General features: G+C 43.7%; 14 protein-coding genes and 1 other annotated feature. Of the genes, 13 read left to right on the top strand and 1 reads right to left on the bottom strand.

Going from position 1 to position 17,755, the window contains the following annotated elements:
• Positions 1-44: 44 nt before the first annotated feature.
• The gene (locus tag R8389_RS04380; protein WP_317636828.1) at positions 45-1,868 is read right to left on the bottom strand and encodes an FAD-dependent oxidoreductase; all 1,824 of its coding nucleotides are present in this window, start codon (positions 1,866-1,868) and stop codon (positions 45-47) included.
• 139 nt (positions 1,869-2,007) lie between these two features.
• Between R8389_RS04380 and R8389_RS04375 the strand changes: the two genes are divergently transcribed.
• The 13 genes from R8389_RS04375 (at position 2,008) to citF (ending at position 17,703) form a co-directional block, all read left to right on the top strand.
• Positions 2,008-2,904, top strand: a complete 897-nt coding sequence (locus R8389_RS04375; RefSeq protein ID WP_317636827.1) for a LysR family transcriptional regulator — start codon at positions 2,008-2,010, stop codon at positions 2,902-2,904.
• A gap of 94 nt (positions 2,905-2,998) precedes the next feature.
• Positions 2,999-3,238: a binding site (T-box leader), on the top strand.
• A gap of 62 nt (positions 3,239-3,300) precedes the next feature.
• Positions 3,301-4,674, top strand: a complete 1,374-nt coding sequence (gene brnQ / locus R8389_RS04370; protein ID WP_317636826.1) for a branched-chain amino acid transport system II carrier protein — start codon at positions 3,301-3,303, stop codon at positions 4,672-4,674.
• A gap of 156 nt (positions 4,675-4,830) precedes the next feature.
• Positions 4,831-6,816 carry a copper-translocating P-type ATPase gene (locus tag R8389_RS04365; RefSeq protein WP_425604667.1) on the top strand — a complete coding sequence of 662 codons (1,986 nt, stop codon included), beginning with the start codon at positions 4,831-4,833 and terminating at the stop codon, positions 6,814-6,816.
• A 166-nt stretch (positions 6,817-6,982) separates the two neighbouring features.
• On the top strand, positions 6,983-8,386 hold the full coding sequence (locus R8389_RS04360; protein WP_317636824.1) for a class II fumarate hydratase: 1,404 nt from the start codon (positions 6,983-6,985) through the stop codon (positions 8,384-8,386).
• Between the two features lie 16 nt (positions 8,387-8,402).
• Entirely contained in the window at positions 8,403-9,797 is a 1,395-nt protein-coding gene (locus R8389_RS04355; protein ID WP_317636823.1) for a flavocytochrome c, read from the top strand.
• A 190-nt stretch (positions 9,798-9,987) separates the two neighbouring features.
• A complete protein-coding gene (locus R8389_RS04350) occupies positions 9,988-10,917 on the top strand; it encodes an L-lactate dehydrogenase (protein ID WP_317636822.1) in 930 nt (309 codons plus the stop codon).
• Between the two features lie 18 nt (positions 10,918-10,935).
• Positions 10,936-11,640 (top strand): RraA family protein, encoded by a 705-nt coding sequence (locus tag R8389_RS04345; RefSeq protein WP_317636821.1) that lies wholly within the window; start codon positions 10,936-10,938, stop codon positions 11,638-11,640.
• Positions 11,641-11,651: 11 nt separating this feature from the next.
• Entirely contained in the window at positions 11,652-13,118 is a 1,467-nt protein-coding gene (locus R8389_RS04340) for a DASS family sodium-coupled anion symporter (RefSeq protein WP_317636820.1), read from the top strand.
• 1 nt (position 13,119) lies between these two features.
• Entirely contained in the window at positions 13,120-13,926 is an 807-nt protein-coding gene (locus R8389_RS04335) for an alpha/beta fold hydrolase (RefSeq protein WP_317636819.1), read from the top strand.
• Positions 13,919-14,974 (top strand): [citrate (pro-3S)-lyase] ligase, encoded by a 1,056-nt coding sequence (gene citC / locus R8389_RS04330; RefSeq protein WP_317636818.1) that lies wholly within the window; start codon positions 13,919-13,921, stop codon positions 14,972-14,974. Before R8389_RS04335 ends, citC begins: the two co-directional genes overlap by 8 nt.
• The gene (gene citD, locus R8389_RS04325; protein WP_317636817.1) at positions 14,964-15,260 is read left to right on the top strand and encodes a citrate lyase acyl carrier protein; all 297 of its coding nucleotides are present in this window, start codon (positions 14,964-14,966) and stop codon (positions 15,258-15,260) included. Before citC ends, citD begins: the two co-directional genes overlap by 11 nt.
• A complete protein-coding gene (locus tag R8389_RS04320; protein ID WP_317636816.1) occupies positions 15,261-16,175 on the top strand; it encodes an aldolase/citrate lyase family protein in 915 nt (304 codons plus the stop codon).
• A complete protein-coding gene (citF, locus tag R8389_RS04315; protein WP_317636815.1) occupies positions 16,165-17,703 on the top strand; it encodes a citrate lyase subunit alpha in 1,539 nt (512 codons plus the stop codon). Before R8389_RS04320 ends, citF begins: the two co-directional genes overlap by 11 nt.
• Positions 17,704-17,755 lie beyond the last annotated feature (52 nt).

The following is a 17,755-nucleotide window of genomic DNA, read 5'->3' as shown; positions in this document are numbered from 1 at the left end:
TTTTTTGGGTAGATTAGACTTTTTTCTAGGTTTTTTTAGCTAAATTAGTTATTCTGCTTAAGATATTCTTGCGCATGTATGGCAGCGTGTCGGCCAGAATTAACATTATGGGCACAGGCTGAACCACCTAAAGTAATCGTATAGACATCCCGATATTGCATCGTTGAATCCATTCCGGCAGCATATAAACCAGGGATTTTAGTAAAGTCGTTAGTAATAACTTCGAATTTTTGATTTGAACCAATTCCACCAATCCCGATTAAGTTTGAGGGATCAAGGCGAGCGATGTAATAAGGGCCTTCTTTCATCGCCAGCAGCATATCTTTATCCTTGTTAAATTCCAAATCGTGTCCACGCTCACAGTATGAATTGTAGTTTTCCATGGTTTCAACTAAAACATTTTCTGGTAAGCCAACGGCTTGCGCTAGACCAGCGAATGAATCTGCTTTAAAGAGCGAATCACCATCGTTTGTTTTAACTGCTTGGGCTAGTATTTGGTCTGCCTTAGGGACGTCTTTTGTAATTTGATCATAAATTTTCTGGGTGAAAATTTCATACGTAACTCGAGTTGATTTAATTGCCATTCGTTGGTAGAGCAGGTTATCTTTTTTGACATTTTCGTTAACTAAACGGCGCCCGTCTTGGTTAACGAACACAACTGGTCCACCTGCTGGTAGAGACATAAAGCCATTAATTGGATCAATGTACAAGTGTACACCTTCGTGTGGCAGAGCTTGAATATAGTTCATCATAAACTCGGGTGACTCTTTTAAAAAGTCTTTTGCGCCAACGGACATAGCCATTTGATAACCGTCACCTGTGTTGCTGGGCATGGAGCAATAATGAATATTTTTAGTCGACCAGCCTTGGGCTTCGAGTAATTTAGGGTTGTGCCCTACGCCACCAGTTGCTAGCAGGGTAGCCTTGGCACTAATTTTAATGCTGCCTGCGGGTGTGTTAGCGTAGACGCCCTTGACTATGCCATCTTCGTAAATAATACTGGTAGCAGCTGTTTCAAGTAAGAATTGTGCTTTGAGTTTATCAGCCTGTTTTTTCATGTAAGGGGCATACCCAACTGAAGCAAAGCCCCCCTTAAACCAGTGAAAAGTTGGAAACATGCAGGTGCCGTGGTAATCATCAACATTAGTTAATTGCACCCCTAAATCTACTAGCCAGTCAATATTGGCAGCGGAATTATTAATTAAATCAACCCAAAAAGAGCCATCTGCTCGGTATTGTCCTAGTTCTGCTTCTTTGGTAATAATGTCTTCTGGTTCGGCATGTATTCCAGCGGCTGCTTGCATTTTGGTGTTAATCCCAAAAATGCCTTCAACTCCGCCACCGTTGCCAGCGACAAAGCCATTTTTTTCAATTACAATTGTTTCCATTCCTAATTGACGAGCTTGAACTGCTGCTGCAAGTCCTGCAATACCAGCACCAACAATTAAAAAATCGGTATGATATTCTTTTACGACTTGTTCAGGTTTATTACGCCAGCTAGCAAAAGTTTTTTGCGGATCAGCTAAATCTGGTGTTTTTGATGACGGGTCACTATTTTTGCTATTTGAGTGTAACTTAAAGTCAGCAGGATCTCCTCCGGCCTGTTCAATTACAGTGCTCACGGCTTGAATTAAGCCGTTAACGGAATGGGTTGCACCAGTAATCGCATCGACGTCAATACTTTGCTTTTGAATGATTTCTTGGGGTACCTTAGTAAAAACACTTTCTTCCAAACTGCCAGGAATCATTGGCTCCTGTGGAAGTATCTGGCTAATCTGATTATCAGTAATTTCAACTTCTAGTGGCATCGTTTCTTTTTCATATTCTTGTGCAATAACAGCGTAACGTCCAGCTCGCAATTTTTTCATAATTTTTCTCCTTAAAAAGTTGCAATTGTTCTGTTAATATTTATGATCTTAATATAACATTGGTTAAAGGAGCACAATTAATCAAGAATATGATTGTTTATAAGTTTTACTGATATATAGGATGTAGAAGGTAACCAAAATGAATTATGACCACTTAGCTGTTTTTGTAAATTTAGCTGAAACCTTAAACTTTTCGCGCACTGCCTTACAAATGAACTTGTCTCAATCAGCAGTTTCACAAACTATTTCTTCGATGGAAAAAGAGCTCAATTTTTTACTGTTTTATCGGACAAGAAAGCAGGTACAGTTAACGAAAAGTGGAGAAAATTTTTATGCTTCGATGAAGCCCATGTTAAACCTCTACAATAAGTCGGTCCAAAAGGCCCAAAGAATTGCTAGTGCCAGAGCGGAAGATCTAACCATAGGTTACAGCGGAACGCCGTATGAAATTTCAATGCTACCTAATATCATTAAAGAATATCGGCAAGTTAAAGCTAACAACTGGCCAAATATCTACTTGGAAAATTTTGCTCATAATAGTCTAAAAGATCACTTGTTAAATGGAGACTGCGATTTGATCTTTACCATGCCTGACATCGTGGCCAAAATTGCCAATATCCATTATACGGATTTGGTTGAAGGTAAATATTATGCCAATTTTTATGGTCCCAAGGCAGCTAGTGAAGCAGCCTTGCCATTAACCAGTTTGAGTAATTATCGCTTGATTTTTTTAGATAGTAAGTGGTGTCCACCTTCCCAAAATGAACTGCAAAAGGCGATTGTCAAAGAGAATAAGCATTTAAATTTGGTTTATTCTAACAACATTTTAAATTCGCATGTAATGGTTCAAGCTAATTTGGGGGTGGGTATTTGGGCTAATTTTGTTTCAGACTTTGCGGATCGGCAGCTACATGGTATTCCGCTAATATATCCAGTGCAGCCGCATTATGGGATAGCGATGCTTGAATATGGCATGACTAAAGCTGCTAAATCCCTTGTTACCTGGTTAAAAAACAACTACGCCAATTTTGTGTAAACGATATTGCTAACAGCTATGATTGAGTTAGCGTAAGCTAGTTTTATTTTTTGGTTGACAATAAATAAGTTGTTGATTAGAATATTATTAATAGAAAAATGCAATGAAAAGAAGAGTAAGGTTGTAGGTAGCGTATTAGAGAGTCCTGATGGTGAAAAGGGATCGTGAAAACAATCTGAAAGTAACTTTGAGCAAGCTAGTGAATTTAAGTAGTTAGTATTGGTGACACCCATTATCGTGTTAGCGTATCGCAATTGGGCTGTACGTGAAGTGACTGCGGCTTTTGAGAATTAGGCAGTAAAATAGGTGGTACCGTGCGTGAAGCACCCTTGATGACAATCAAGGGTGCTTTTTTATTTTAAAGACGCTGCTAGTTAAGAAATTGAGGAAGATTGTATGGAAGAGATTAGACCGGATGAAAATACCAAACCATTAACCTGGAAGCAATATTTAGTGATTGCTTCCCTATTATTTGGCTTGTTTTTTGGGGCAGGAAATTTGATTTTTCCTGTTCACTTGGGCCAACTAGCAGGAGCCAAGTGGCTGGCTGCTACTGCCGGTTTTTTAGTAACCGCCGTGCTTTTGCCACTGTTAGCCGTTTTAGCGATTAGTGTCAGTCATGCCAAGGGAATCTACGATATTGGTCGTCCTTTGGGCCGAAAGTTTGCGCTGGCCTTTATGGTGCTAATCCACCTGACCCTGGGCCCCTTATTTGCAACCCCGCGGACCGCTAGTATTTCATTTTCGGTTGGTTTGCAACCTGTCTTACCAGCCAAGCTGGCTCAGCCATGCCTACTCGTTTTTTCCGCTATTTTTTTTATTTTAGCGTTTATTATTTCTTATCAAGAAACAACTATCTTGGACAGTGTTGGTCGCGTCTTGAATCCAATTTTTCTACTTTTACTGTTTGTTGTTTTTCTGCTGGCAGCTGCAAAGCCAATGGGTGCGGCTCATCAGCAGACAGTCACTGCTGCTTATCACAATATGGCCTTTTTTAATGGTTTTCTGCAGGGCTATAACACGATGGATGCTTTAGCTGGCTTGGCCTTTGGTTATACGATTGTTTCAGCGGTCAAACAGCTAGGCAAGACTTCTGCTAAGAGTAACGCAAAGGTTACTGCGAGCGCTGGTGTTATTGCCACTGGCGCAATTGGACTGATCTATATTGCACTGATTTGGCTGGGGGCTACAACGCTTAAGCACTTTAAGCCCTCAGCTGAAGGTGGTACAGCCTTCAATCAGATTGTTACTTATTACCTTGGTGACTTTGGGCATGCCCTCCTGGCTACTTTGGTGACGCTAACTTGTTTAACGACCGCAGTGGGCCTGCTAGCGGCTTTTGCCCAGGACTTTCACCGCAGCTTTTCAAAAATCAGTTATCATACCTGGCTGGCAATCATGACCTTTGCATCATTTGTGACGGCCAATTTTGGCCTCGACACAATCATTGCTTGGTCAACCCCAATGTTGATGTTTTTGTATCCAATTGCCATTGTGTTAATTGTCCTGTCGATTGCTAAGACAGCTTTTGCTGGCGATCCAGTTGTGTACTTTTGGGCAATCGGACTGACCATGATTCCTGCACTACTCGATATGTTAGCCTCGTTTCCCCCGGTTATCAGCCAAAGTCCGTGGGCTCATTTTATCAAGGAACTCCAAGTACGTTTGTTGCCTTTGGCTGCAATTGGTCTGGACTGGGTAATTCCGGCAGCGGTCGGAATTGCCGCTGGCTTACTGGTGCATTTTTACCGCAAACGACCAAAGCAGTAGCAAAACTATGCAGATTAGCTTTTAGATGAGCCACTTTTTTTGACAACTACTATTAATAAAAGTAGATTGAAGGAGAAGAATAAAGTGATTATGAGTTAAAAGATTGGACTGAGCAAGTTGGCTAAAAACGAAAATGAAGACAAAAAGCGGACTGCAATGCACGCTGGTCATGAGCATGGAAACATGAACATGGGTAATCAGCAGATGATGCCGATGGGCAATTTAAAGCAGCGCTTACTGGTTTCGGTGGTTTTGGCACTGCCAATCTTGTTTTTGGCACCAGCAATGGGCATTAGTCTACCATTTCAATTCTCTTTTCCCGATTCGGATTGGGTGGTAGTAGTTTTTGCCACTATTTTATTTTGCTACGGTGGTTGGCCTTTCTTTAAGGGTGCCTGCTCTGAGTTAAAAGAGCGCCGGCCTGAAATGATGACGCTGATTACGCTCGGAATTTCCACGGCCTACCTCTACAGTTTGTATGCCTTCATCCGCAATGACTTAGTACAGAGTGCAGAACATACAATGGACTTTTTTTGGGAACTGGCTACTTTAATCTTAATTATGTTGCTCGGTCACTGGATTGAGATGTCGTCGGTAATGTCGGCCAATAGCTCGGTTCATGATTTAGCCAAGCTTTTGCCTGATAAAGTACACCAAAAACAGGGTAAGCGAACCGTTGAGGTGGAAATTAATGACGTCAAACGAGGCGCACTTATTTTGATTAAGGCCGGTGAAAGTATCCCCTTAGACGGTACTATTCTAGCAGGATCTAGTCGGGTTAACGAGTCGCTAATGACGGGGGAAGCCCGCGAGGTCTTCCGAAAAAAAGGTGATCGAGTAATCGGGGGCTCGCTTAATGGTAGTGGTGCTCTGACGGTCAAGGTCAATAGTCCGGCTAATTCAGGTTTTTTGGCTAATGTTAACCAGCTAGTACAGTCATCGCAGATGACCAAGTCCAGGCTGCAGGACCTGGCTGATCGCGTTTCGGGCTGGCTTTTCTATGCCGCTCTAGTTGTGGGACTTATTGCTTTAATTGTTTGGACTGGCATGCGCGGTATTGGTACTGGCTTAGAGCGCATGGTCACTGTCCTGGTCATTGCCTGCCCGCACGCCTTGGGGCTAGCAATTCCTTTAGTTAATGCTAAATCCACGGCTATCGGAGCAAAGCATGGTCTTTTGATTAGAAACCGTAAAGTCATTAGCGTTAGCTCAAAACTTAATTATCTCTTATTGGATAAGACGGGCACTTTGACCGCAGGAAAGTTCCGGGTCAATAAGTTTGCTAGTTTGAGTTCTGACCTCGACGCACAAGCGGTACTGGCCATTACTGCTTCTTTAGAACAGGATTCAACTCATCCGATTGCCCAGAGTGTCTTGCAATTTGCCCAAGCCAAAAAGGTTGACTTACTGACGTTAACTAATGGTCAAAATCTGCCAGGTGAGGGGATTAGCGGTACCATCAATGGTCATCATTATCAGCTTGTTAATGAACAGGCAGCGCGATCGCAAGTTGAAGTCTTTCCGGCAATTGATACCTTAAATAATACCGCTAGTTACCTCATAGAAGGAGGAACCGTCCTAGGCTATTTGCTAGTTGGCGACGAGATTAAACCTGGTGCCCAATCTTTAATTAAACAGATTAAAAAGTTAAATATTACACCAGTTATGTTAACTGGAGATAATCGCGAGGCTGCGCAAGGAATTGCAAAAAAGTTAGGCATAACTGAAGTTTATACCGATTTAATGCCAGAAGATAAGGAAAAAATTGTTGCCCAGTTCCAAGACCAAGTTAGCAAGGTGATGATGGTAGGTGATGGGATCAATGATGCGCCTAGTTTGGCCAAGGCTGATATTGGCGTTGCCATTGGTGCTGGTACGGATGTAGCGGTAGACTCGGCTGACGTTGTCTTAGTTAACAGTAATCCAACTGATATTATTAGCTTCTTACAATTGGCCCAGCATACGCAACAAAAAACCGTCCAAAATTTGTGGTGGGGCGCAGGCTACAACATCGTTGCGCTTCCGCTGGCGGCCGGACTTTTGGCACCCTGGGGAATTATCCTCACGCCAGCAGTTGGTGCAGCTTTGATGGCACTTTCTACCATAATCGTAGCTATTAATGCTGAAACTTTAAAAATTTAGGCCACTGGTAAGAGCGAGATCTTTAAACTTTCGTTTTTTTAAAAAATTAAATAATTTGCCATTTATTTTAAAGATATTGAAAAAGCAACTGTTAGCAGGTATGATAAATAATAGTTATTAGTTAAGTAGGTTTCATACAGTAAAACAAGACAAAAGGAGTTTAGTGATGAGTGAAGTAGAGTACCGAATTGAAAGTGACACGATTGGTCCGGTTAAAATTCCCAAAAATGCTTTATGGGGTCCGCAAACAGAGCGCAGTCGGAATAATTTTCCCAGTGGGGAGTTAATGCCACTAGCAGTTATTCGTGCTTTTTTGCAGTTAAAAAAGGCGGCGGCTGTATCTAACGTTGAAGTCGGTGACGAGCCTCAGGAGAAGGGGCAAGCGATTGTGGAAGCAATTGACCAGTTATTGGCACTAAATGATGATGACTTGCGCAAAGACTTTCCTTTACACGTGCTCCAAACTGGATCAGGCACTCAAAGTAACATGAATGTTAACGAGGTGGTTGCTAATCTGGCCAACAAGTTGCACCCCGAATTAACAATTCTGCCTAATGATGATGTTAATCGGGGGCAGTCTTCTAACGATACTTATCCGACAGTGATGAATATTGTGGCGGTTGAGGCACTGGATAAGTTAGAACCAGCTCTTCAGCACCTTATCAATGAACTAAAGGTCAAGCAAGACCAGTATTGGACGACAGTCAAGGTGGGCCGGACTCACTTGCAGGATGCCACCCCAATTACCTTTGGCCAGGAAGTATCCGGCTATCTAGCGGCTTTAAAGCACGATTTAGCCTATATCAAGGAACTTAAGCCGACGCTCTATGAGTTGGCAATTGGTGGTACGGCGGTTGGTACAGGGCTAAATGCAGCGCCGGGAATGACGAGCAAGATTGCTGCCCAATTATCTGTAGTTTATGGACATAAGTTTGAAGTGGAGACCAACAAGTTCTGGGGTTTGGCTCACCATTCTGGAATTGATGTAGTGCACGGTGCACTCAAAACTCTGGCGGCCGATTTGTTTAAAATCGCCCAAGACATCCGCTTCCTGGCTTCTGGTCCGCGAGCTGGTTACCATGAATTAAATATTCCGGCAAATGAACCAGGTTCCTCAATTATGCCTGGTAAGGTAAATCCAACCCAAGCGGAGGCAGTGACCATGGCTGCAGCAAAGGTCTTTGGGAACGATACGACTATCACCTTTACTGCTTCACAAGGCAACTTTGAAATGAACGTTTTCAAGACGGTCATGATTACTGCTTTTTTGGACTCGTGTGACATATTAACGGGGACCATTACGGGTTTTGCTGACAAGATGATTGCGGGTCTGACTGTTAACGCTAGCAAGATGAATGAATTATTAGAAGACTCGTTGATGACAGTTACTGCTTTATCACCGCACATTGGCTATCATGATGCTGCCAAAATTGCACAAACTGCCGACCAGGAAGGGTCAACCCTTAAGGCAGCAGCTTTAAAGAGTGGTAAGGTCACTGAAGAGCAATATGAAGCTTGGATGGATTACATGCAGATGACCAATATTGACCGGACGAAACCAGAAGAATAAAAGGGAGAATTGATTAATGGCTAAATTTGTTTTTGCACCAAACCGAACTGATGAGATTGCGCCAAGTTACGACGCAATTATTGTCGGAGCCGGTGGAGCAGGTTTGACCGCTGCGCTCCAGGCTAATGAGCTAGGCTTGAAGGTTGCAGTTTTTGAAAAGAACGACCAATTAGGTGGCAATACCAGTCGGGCCTCGTCTGGAATGAACGCCGCTGAGAGCTTAGTCCAGTTAAAAGCAGGTATTATTGACGACAAAGAAGACTTTTTCCGTGAAACGCTTAAAGGTGGTGGTCGCCTAAATGATCGCGAGCTACTGAGATATTTTGTGGATCACTCTGCCAGTGCAATTGACTGGCTCAGTGATCACGGTATTGATCTGAGTAACCTCACGATTACGGGGGGAATGAGCAAAAAGCGGGCTCACCGGCCTGCTTCCATGGCCCCTGTGGGCAGTTACTTGGTGTCTGGCGCACTGGAGCAAGTTCAGAAAGCAAAAATTCCGGTTTTTATCCGATCCAAGGTAATTGAATTACTGCAAGATGATGGACAGAAGGTCGTGGGCGTCAAGCTAGACACGGACGCGGGTGTTAAAACTGTTAAGGCCAAGGCAGTGCTTCTGGCCTCTGGTGGCTTTGGGTCCTCGAAAGAGTTAATCAAAAAGTACCGTCCTGACTTAGTCGATTACAAAACCACCAATCAGCCGGGCGCAACCGGTGATGGTCTGAAACTGGCCGAGCAAATTGAAGCTCAACTTGAACAAATGGACTTTATCCAAGTTCATCCGACTGCCCAAACTGATACGGAACACGTCTACTTGATTGGTGAGGGACTCCGCGGCGAGGGTGCTATCCTTGTTAATAAGGCAGGTCAAAGGTTTATTAACGAAATGGACACCCGCAAAATTGTGTCTAACGCGATTAGTAACTTACATGAAGACGGGGCATATTTGATTTTTGATCAGGGGATCCGACAGAACTTTACCGCGGTGGAGTTTTATGACAGCATTGGACTGGTTAGCCGCGGTGATACCCTAGAAGAAGTAGCCGAATCAAGTGGCATTGACCCCGCCGGACTAACGATGACTGTTCAAACTTGGGATAGCGCTGTAACTGCGCAAAAAGACGAGGAATTTGGCCGCAAAACGGGGATGGACCGGACTATTGCTCGTGGGCCCTTCTTTGCTATTCATGTTAATCCCGCTATTCACTATACAATGGGGGGGATTCACATTACACCCAAAACTGAGGTATTAGACACTGATGGAAATATCATCAAGGGTCTCTATGCTGCCGGTGAAGTTTCTGGCGGCTTACATGGTAACAATCGGATCGGCGGTAACTCGATTGCGGAAACGGTCGTGTTTGGTCGTCAAGCCGGAATTCAAATGACAGCTTTCGTGCGTAGAAGTTAGTAAACATAAAAAGACACTTAACATTGTTAAGTGTCTTTTTATGTGGTTAAGCAAGTATTCCAAAAATACAAATATTTTTAAATATATAAAAAATAATTTATTTATTTTAAATATTGCAAAAATAAGAATTAAATTTATAATTAGTTATAGTAGAGAATAGTAAAAATTTAATTTTTGAAAGGAAATAATTATGACCAAAAAAATATTACTTGTTGGTGACGGTGCTGTTGGTTCGACTTTTGCTAATGACTTGTTGCAACATACTAAGGTTGATGAATTGGTAATAGCTGATGTCGTCAAAAAAAGACCGGTCGGTGATGCGATGGACTTGGAGGATATTACGCCGCTGGTTGGTGGCTGTAATGTTCATCCGGGTGAATATGCTGATGCCCAAGATGCTGATGTTGTAGTTATCACTGCCGGAGTGCCACGCAAACCCGGAGAAACTCGGCTTGATCTGGTTAACAAAAATGTCGGCATTTTGAAAAGTATCATTCAGCCAGTAGTTGATTCAGGCTTCCAAGGAATCTTTGTTGTTTCTGCCAATCCGGTTGATATTCTGACCACGTTAACCCAGAAACTATCAGGTTTTCCAAAAAACAAGGTAATTGGGACAGGTACTTCACTGGATTCAGCGCGTCTCCAGGTTGAATTGGCTAAAAAGCTGCAAGTACCGGTTACTGAGGTCAACTCGTTGGTTCTGGGCGAACACGGTGATACCTCCTTTGAAAACTTTGACGAGTCCACTATTTCTGGTAAGGCTTTACGTGACTTTAGTGGCATTAATGACCAGGTCCTGGCCGAAATTGAACAGGACGTCCGCCAAAAGGGTGGTGCAATCATTGAGCATAAGGGTGCCACCTTCTACGGAATTGCCATGATGTTGACGCAAATTGTCAGTGCAATTTTGGAAAATCGGGCAATTGTGCTACCGCTGTCAGCTCCAATTAATGGAGAATATGGCATCAAGCATGACCTCTATTTAGGTACGCCAACTGTAATCAATGGGGCAGGAATTAATCAAGTACTCGAAACTAAGCTATCTGATGCTGAATTAAAGAAGATGCGCAACTCCGCCGAAAAGATGCAGGAAGTATTAGCAGCCATTGATTTAGCTTAAGCAAAAGAAGGCCTTAATATGCAAAACGGAAAGCGCATTTATTTAAAAAGAAAATTACCTGATCAAGATTTAATCCAGGCCTATCGCGAATTACCGGCTTCAAATGTTGCGGATTGCATGAACCGAACTGGGGCGATGGCGCCCCGCATTAAGTTAATGTCGCAACCCCAAAAAGAAATGTGTGGACCGGCCTTTACCGTACATAATCGGCCGGGAGACAACCTGACCCTTTATGCTGCCCTAAAGTATTGTCATGAGGGCGATGTACTGGTAATTGATAACGAGGAAGACAACACCCGGGCAGTTATCGGTGAAGTGATGATGACGTGGTTACGCGATCAAAGACATGTAGCTGGCGTCGTTGTTGACGGTCCTATGCGTGATATTGACAGCCTCCGCAACTGGGATCTACCAATCTATGCAGTTAGTACTACGCCTAACGGACCATATAAGGAAGGTCCAGGCGAAATCAACGTGCCAGTTTCTTGCGGAGGTATTGCCGTAAATCCCGGTGACCTGATTCTGGGTGACGGTGATGGTGTAATCAAAATTGCGCGTGCTGAAGCAGCAACTTTGCTAGCTCGGGCGCAAGCTTTTCACCAAAAAGATGACGCCAAAGCGGCAAGTTATCACGAGGGGACGGGCGACCTCGCTTGGATTGATAATGAACTTAAGCATAAAGATTATCAAATAATTGACGATTATTATCGCCCTGAAAGTTAAAAGGGAAAATTATGAAAAATTTAGAAAAGGTAAATTATCGCGGGTTTGTGCTTCCCCTTGTTTGCGGGATTATCTTGTGGTGCATGACGCCGTTGCGACCAGCGGGACTTTCGCTAGCCGCTTGGCAAATGTTTGCCATCTTTGTGGCGACGATTGTGGGTTGTATTACTAAACCCTTACCAATTGGGGGGACAACTCTGATTGGCTTGATTGTAACTGTTTTAGTCGGCCTAGCTCCGATTAAGGATGAAGTGAACCCCAAAACTGGTGTGGTAACTTCGGGAATTTTGAGTGCTTTTAGTAATTCTGCTTCCTGGCTAATCGCCATGGCCTTTATCATGGCCTATGGTATCAGCAAAACTGGTCTGGGCAACCGAATTGCTTACTGGATGATACGGCGGTTTGGCAAGCGGTCAATTGGTATAGGTTATGCAATAACCGCCCTAGAACTAATTTTGGGTGCGCTAATTCCGTCCAACAGTGCCCGAACGGGGGGCGTGGTATGGCCAGTCACCGAATCGATTGCAAAAGACTACGATTCATTGCCTAATGATCCTTCGCGCAAAAAGATTGGTGCTTATCTGAGTATGTTAGCTTTTCATGCCAATATCCTGTCGACTGCATTGTTCATTACCGGTGCGGCGCCCAATATGGTGGCGTCACAGATGGCTGCACAAAAGGGCTATACCATGACTTGGGTCAGTTGGTTCACGGCGGCCCTCGTTCCAGTTATTGTGGCAACAATTGTCATTCCACTGGTAATCTACCGGATTTTTCCACCAGAAATTAAGGAAACGCCAAATGCCAAAAAATGGGCAGATGATCGACTTAGTGAATTAGGACCTGTTACTAAGCCGGAAAAAGTGATGCTAGCGGTCTTCTTTCTCGCAATCATTTTGTGGGTATTATCAGGCATCTTTAAGCTGCCGCAATTAGACTCGACCTTTGTTGCCTTTCTAGCAGTTGGACTACTGCTTTTGACGGGGGTGTTAACGATGAACGATGCCCTAAAGCAAACTGGTGCATGGAATATTTTGATCTGGTTATCGATTTTAATTTTTATGGCTAGCAAGCTGATTTCTTTCGGTTTTATTGACTGGTTTTCCAAGTCAATTCAAATGGGTTTGCACGGTATCAGTTGGGAAATTGTGTTGGCAGTTTTAGTAGTATTAATGTTTTATACACACTACTTTTTTGCCAGTGGGACAGCTCACATGACCGCTCTTTATCTGCCCTTCTTGTCAGTCGCAGTTGCTACCGGGGCTCCACTTGGACTCGCTGCCATGCTGCTTGCCTTTACCGGTGCGATTAATGCTTCAACTACACATTATGCCAACGGTCCCGCTTCAATCATAGCTAACACCGGTTATATCAAACAAGGTGAATGGTGGAAGCTGAACTTTATTTTAGGTATTATCTACTTGCTGATTTTTGGAGTAATTGGCAGTCTTTGGATGAAAATTATGGGCTTGTGGTAAAATGCTGCAACAATTTAACTTCATTACCAATGATGGGGTAAGGCTTAATTATTATGATAGCTTAACCGATCAGCCACCAATCCTGGCCGTTCCAGGTATTGGTGGTTCGGCACTAATGTGGCAGCAGTGCGCTCAACTCTTTAGTCAGGATTTTCGTTTTATTGTGCTCGATCCGCGCAATCAAGGCAAATCGGAGCGCACCTTTAAAGGACAAAGAATAAGTCGACACGCTGCCGATTTGGCAGAACTGATGCAGCAGCTGAACCTAAAATCTGTGGTTGGCATAGGTAATTCGATGGGAGCGGCCAACTTATGGGCGACTATTTCATTATTTGGTGAGAACCGTTTTCGGGCCCTGGTTGACTTAGATCAGCCACCTAAGATGATTAAGGATCAATCTTGGCAGTATGGCTTTAAAGATTTAACTTGGGAAAACTTTCCGCAGTACCTAAAATTTGATTTTGGTACTGGTATCTATAGCCACGTTGATGACACCATGTTCAACCAGGCTAAGGCTGAAGCGCAGAAGTTCCCATATCATCCCGAAGATAATTTTCTCTGTCGGATTGACCATGCAGCGCAAGACTGGCGGGATGTATTGGTTGGATTGAAAGTGCCAATGTTGGTCCTAGCAGGTGAAAATTCACCGTTTTTTGACTACCACTTTGCTACTGCCATGACGACCCTAAATTCTGTGATTAAGGCTGAAACAATTCCTAATTGTGGTCATCTGCTACAAGCGGAACAACCCCAGCTGGTCTATCAGCAAGTGATGAGCTTTCTTAAAAAGGTAAAAGCAAATGGATAAGATAGTTGACTTGTATTTAAATATTCCAGCGACGCGCAAAAAGTGGGAAAATTTCCTGGCAAAAAGGGGGATTACCAACTTTAGTTCACGGGAAGTTGAGGTTATTGACCATACCTTTGGACTATTTGATGATCAAAATGAACTAGTCGGCACTGGCAGTGTTGCTGGCAATGTTTTGAAATATCTTGCTGTCTGTAACCAAGATGCAGTAGCAGGGGCGCGGTTCAATCAACTAGTGACAGTTTTGCAGCAGTATTTGTTTAATCAAAATATTTACCACAGTTTCGTCTTTACCAAGGAGGAGTATGCAGCTAGTTTTGCCCATCTGGGATTTACTGAATTAGCTCGAACTGAAACGGCTGCCTTTTTGGAAAGTGGGACACCTGATATTGATGACTTTTTGGTTAATCTTCCGCAGGTTGCTAACCAAGCTAGTCAGCAAGTTGCGGCTATCGTCATGAATGCCAACCCCTTTACACTTGGACACCGGCAACTGGTGGAACTAGCCAGTCGAGAAAATGGCCTGGTTTATGTCTTTGTTGTTGCAACAGATGCTTCGCTGTTTAACACGAAAGAACGGCAGGAACTGGTTAAGGCCGGTACGGCCGACTTGGACAATGTGCTGGTCGTCAGCGGGGGCGACTATTTAGTTTCGCAATCAACTTTTCCGGCTTATTTTTTAAAGTCGCCCGCTGAACTGATTGTCAGTCAAACTGCAGTTGACGCCCTTGTTTTTAAAAATAAGATTGCACCAGCATTAGCAATTAAACGTCGTTATCTAGGAACTGAACCATTTTCACGGACAACTAATTTCTATAACCAAAGTTTGGTTAGTATCCTAAGTCCTGAGATTGACGTCAGAATTGTTGAACGCTTTAGCACTAAGGAGCAAATTATTACAGCAACTCGCGTTAGACAGTTGCTTAAAACAGATCAGATTGCGGCAATTGCTGCACTGGTGCCAGCTAGCACGATGAATTTTATGCTAGCGCATCAGCAAGATTTACAAAAAAGAATTAAGGAAGGAATGAACATTAATGGAAATTAAAACAGTTGGTGTCGCCGGCACTTTAGAATCTTCTGATATCCAAATTATGGTGTCACCGGCAACCGGAGGAATTCAAATTGAGCTTGATTCAGAGGTTGCTAAGGCTTATGGTAAGCAAATTAAAAAGGTAATTACCGCTACTTTGACCGATTTTGGTATTACTAGTGCCAAGATCAAGGCAACGGATAAAGGGGCCCTTGACTGTGTCATTGCAGCGCGGACGTTAGCTGCTGTGCAACGGGCAACCGGAACAACAGACCAGCCCAAATTGGAGGTATTGCAATAAATGACTTACGTTAAAAATCGTTTGCGGCGAACCATGATGTTTGTTCCTGGTAACAATCCAGCAATGATTAAGGATGCTGGTATTTATGGGGCAGATTCCATTATGCTAGACTTGGAAGATGCGGTTTCCTTGACTGAAAAAGATGCAGCTAGAATGTTGGTTTATAACGCCATCAAGACGGTTGACTTCGGAGGAGCGGAAATTGTGGTCAGAATTAATGGGCAAGATACACCGTTTTATGACGAAGATGTCAAAGCGATGGTACGAGCTGGCGTGGACGTTATTCGGCTGCCTAAGACTGAATCGGCGGAAATGATTCAAAAATTAGTTCATGACCTGGAAAGAGCTGAAGCGGAATATGGGTTAGCCCAGGGCTCTATTGGTGTGATGGCGGCAATTGAAAGCGCCAAGGGGGTTTTGAATGCACCAGCAATTGCCACAGCCTCGCCATTAATGATGGGACTGGCTGTTTCTGGTGAAGATTACACCGCCGACATGCACACCCACCGTTATCCCGATGGTCGTGAACTCGAATTTGCGCGTAATATGGTTCTCCAAGCAGCCCGGGCTGCTGATGTCTATGCCTTTGACACGGTTTTTTCCAATATGAATGACCTGGAGGGATTCTACCGAGAAACTCGTTATATTTATGAATTGGGTTATGACGGCAAGTCACTCGTTAATCCGCGACAAGTTTCAATGGTCAACGAGGTTTTCAACCCGACTAAGGATGAGATTGAAGCGGCCCTAGCCGTTCAAAATGCGATTCGCGAAGCCAAGGCTAAAGGCTCTGGAGTTATTTCGCTGAACGGTAAGATGGTTGATAAGCCAGTGGTTGAAAAAGCTAACCGGGTCCTTGAAACGGCCAAGGCTTCTAAGCTGATTGATGAGGAGGGAAAGTACATTGAAAAATAGGGTAAACCGTGAATTACCAGCTGCATTAATGGCACAAATGAATTTAGCACCATTTACGTCAAGTGAGATTGGTAATCCGGAAATAAAACGGGTAGCACCTAAAGTGGCAGTTACTACGGGAACAAATAAGGTGGCTGAATCACTGGCCAAGGTTATTAAAGAGACCTTGAAAGATGGAATGACAATTTCATTCCACCACCATTTTCGCAATGGAGACTTTGCCTTCAATGAAGTAATGGACCAAATTATTGCAATGGGCTACCAGAATTTAACTTTGGCTCCATCCTCGCTTACCGGTATTATGAACGATAAGGTAATTGAGGCCATTAAAAAGGGAGTAATCACCAATATCACTTCGTCTGGTATGCGCGGTAGTCTAGGTGAATTTGTCTCGCGGGGTGGACTGAAGAATCCGGTCATCTTTCGTTCACACGGTAATCGTGCTCGGTCAATTGAAGAGGGCGAGATCAAAATCGACGTTGCTTTCTTGGGCGTTCCAGTTTCTGATCCCGCTGGCAATGCCAATGGTCAAGACGGTGAAGCAGTCTTTGGTTCTTTAGGTTACGCCTTAATCGATGCTCAATATGCCGACAAGGTCGTCCTTTTGACTGACAACATTGTTGATTATCCTAATACGCCGGCATCAATTAAGCAAACACAGGTTGACTACGTTGTTAAGGTAGCGAAAATTGGCGATTCTGACCAGATTGGTTCCGGTGCTACCCGTTTTACCAAGGATCCTAAGGAATTAAAGATTGCCGAGATGGTTAATCAGGTAATCGTGAATTCACCTTACTATCAGCAGGGCTTTTCTTTCCAAACTGGTTCTGGTGGTGCAGCACTAGCAGTTACGCGCTATTTGCGCCAGTCAATGCTTAAAGACGGATTGACAGCCTCTTTTGCTCTAGGCGGAATTACCAAGCCAACAACCGATCTTTTAGAGGAGGGCTTGGTCAAGAAAATCATGGATGTCCAGGATTTTGACAAGGGCGCAGCCCTGTCCATGGCCAAGAATAGTGGTCAGCAAGAAATTGATGCCTCTTGGTACGCTGATCCGCATAACAAGGGCGCAGTGGTTAATAACCTCGATATCGCGATTCTCTCAGCCCTACAGATTGACACTGATTTCAATGTGAATGTGATGACGGGGTCTGATGGGGTGATTCGGGGAGCCATTGGTGGTCACCAGGATGCTGCTTCTGCCAAGCTGACCATCATTACTGCACCACTTGTGCGTGGCCGTAACGCAACTGTTGTTCCAGCGGTTGAAACTGTGGTTACACCTGGCAGTTCGATTGATGTCTTGGTAACCGAGCGCGGAATTGCCGTCAATCCTAACCGTCAGGACTTACTCGAAGTCTTCAGCCAAGTTCCTGACCTCAACTTGGTGGACATCAAAGAACTGCAAAAGATGGCTGAAGAGCAGGTTGGTGTTCCCCAACCGCTAGAATATACTAACCGGACGGTTGCGTTAATTCAGTATCGGGATGGCACCATAATTGATCAAATAAAACAAGTTAAAGACTAAAATTAAAAACGTGAAAATAAGTTCAAAGCCGATTTTCACGTTTTTTTAGTGA

Origin of the sequence: Lactobacillus xylocopicola (genome assembly GCF_033096005.1) — a bacterium.
Classification (GTDB): Bacteria; Bacillota; Bacilli; order Lactobacillales; family Lactobacillaceae; genus Lactobacillus; species Lactobacillus xylocopicola.
This window is presented reverse-complemented; position numbering and strand designations above follow the sequence as displayed.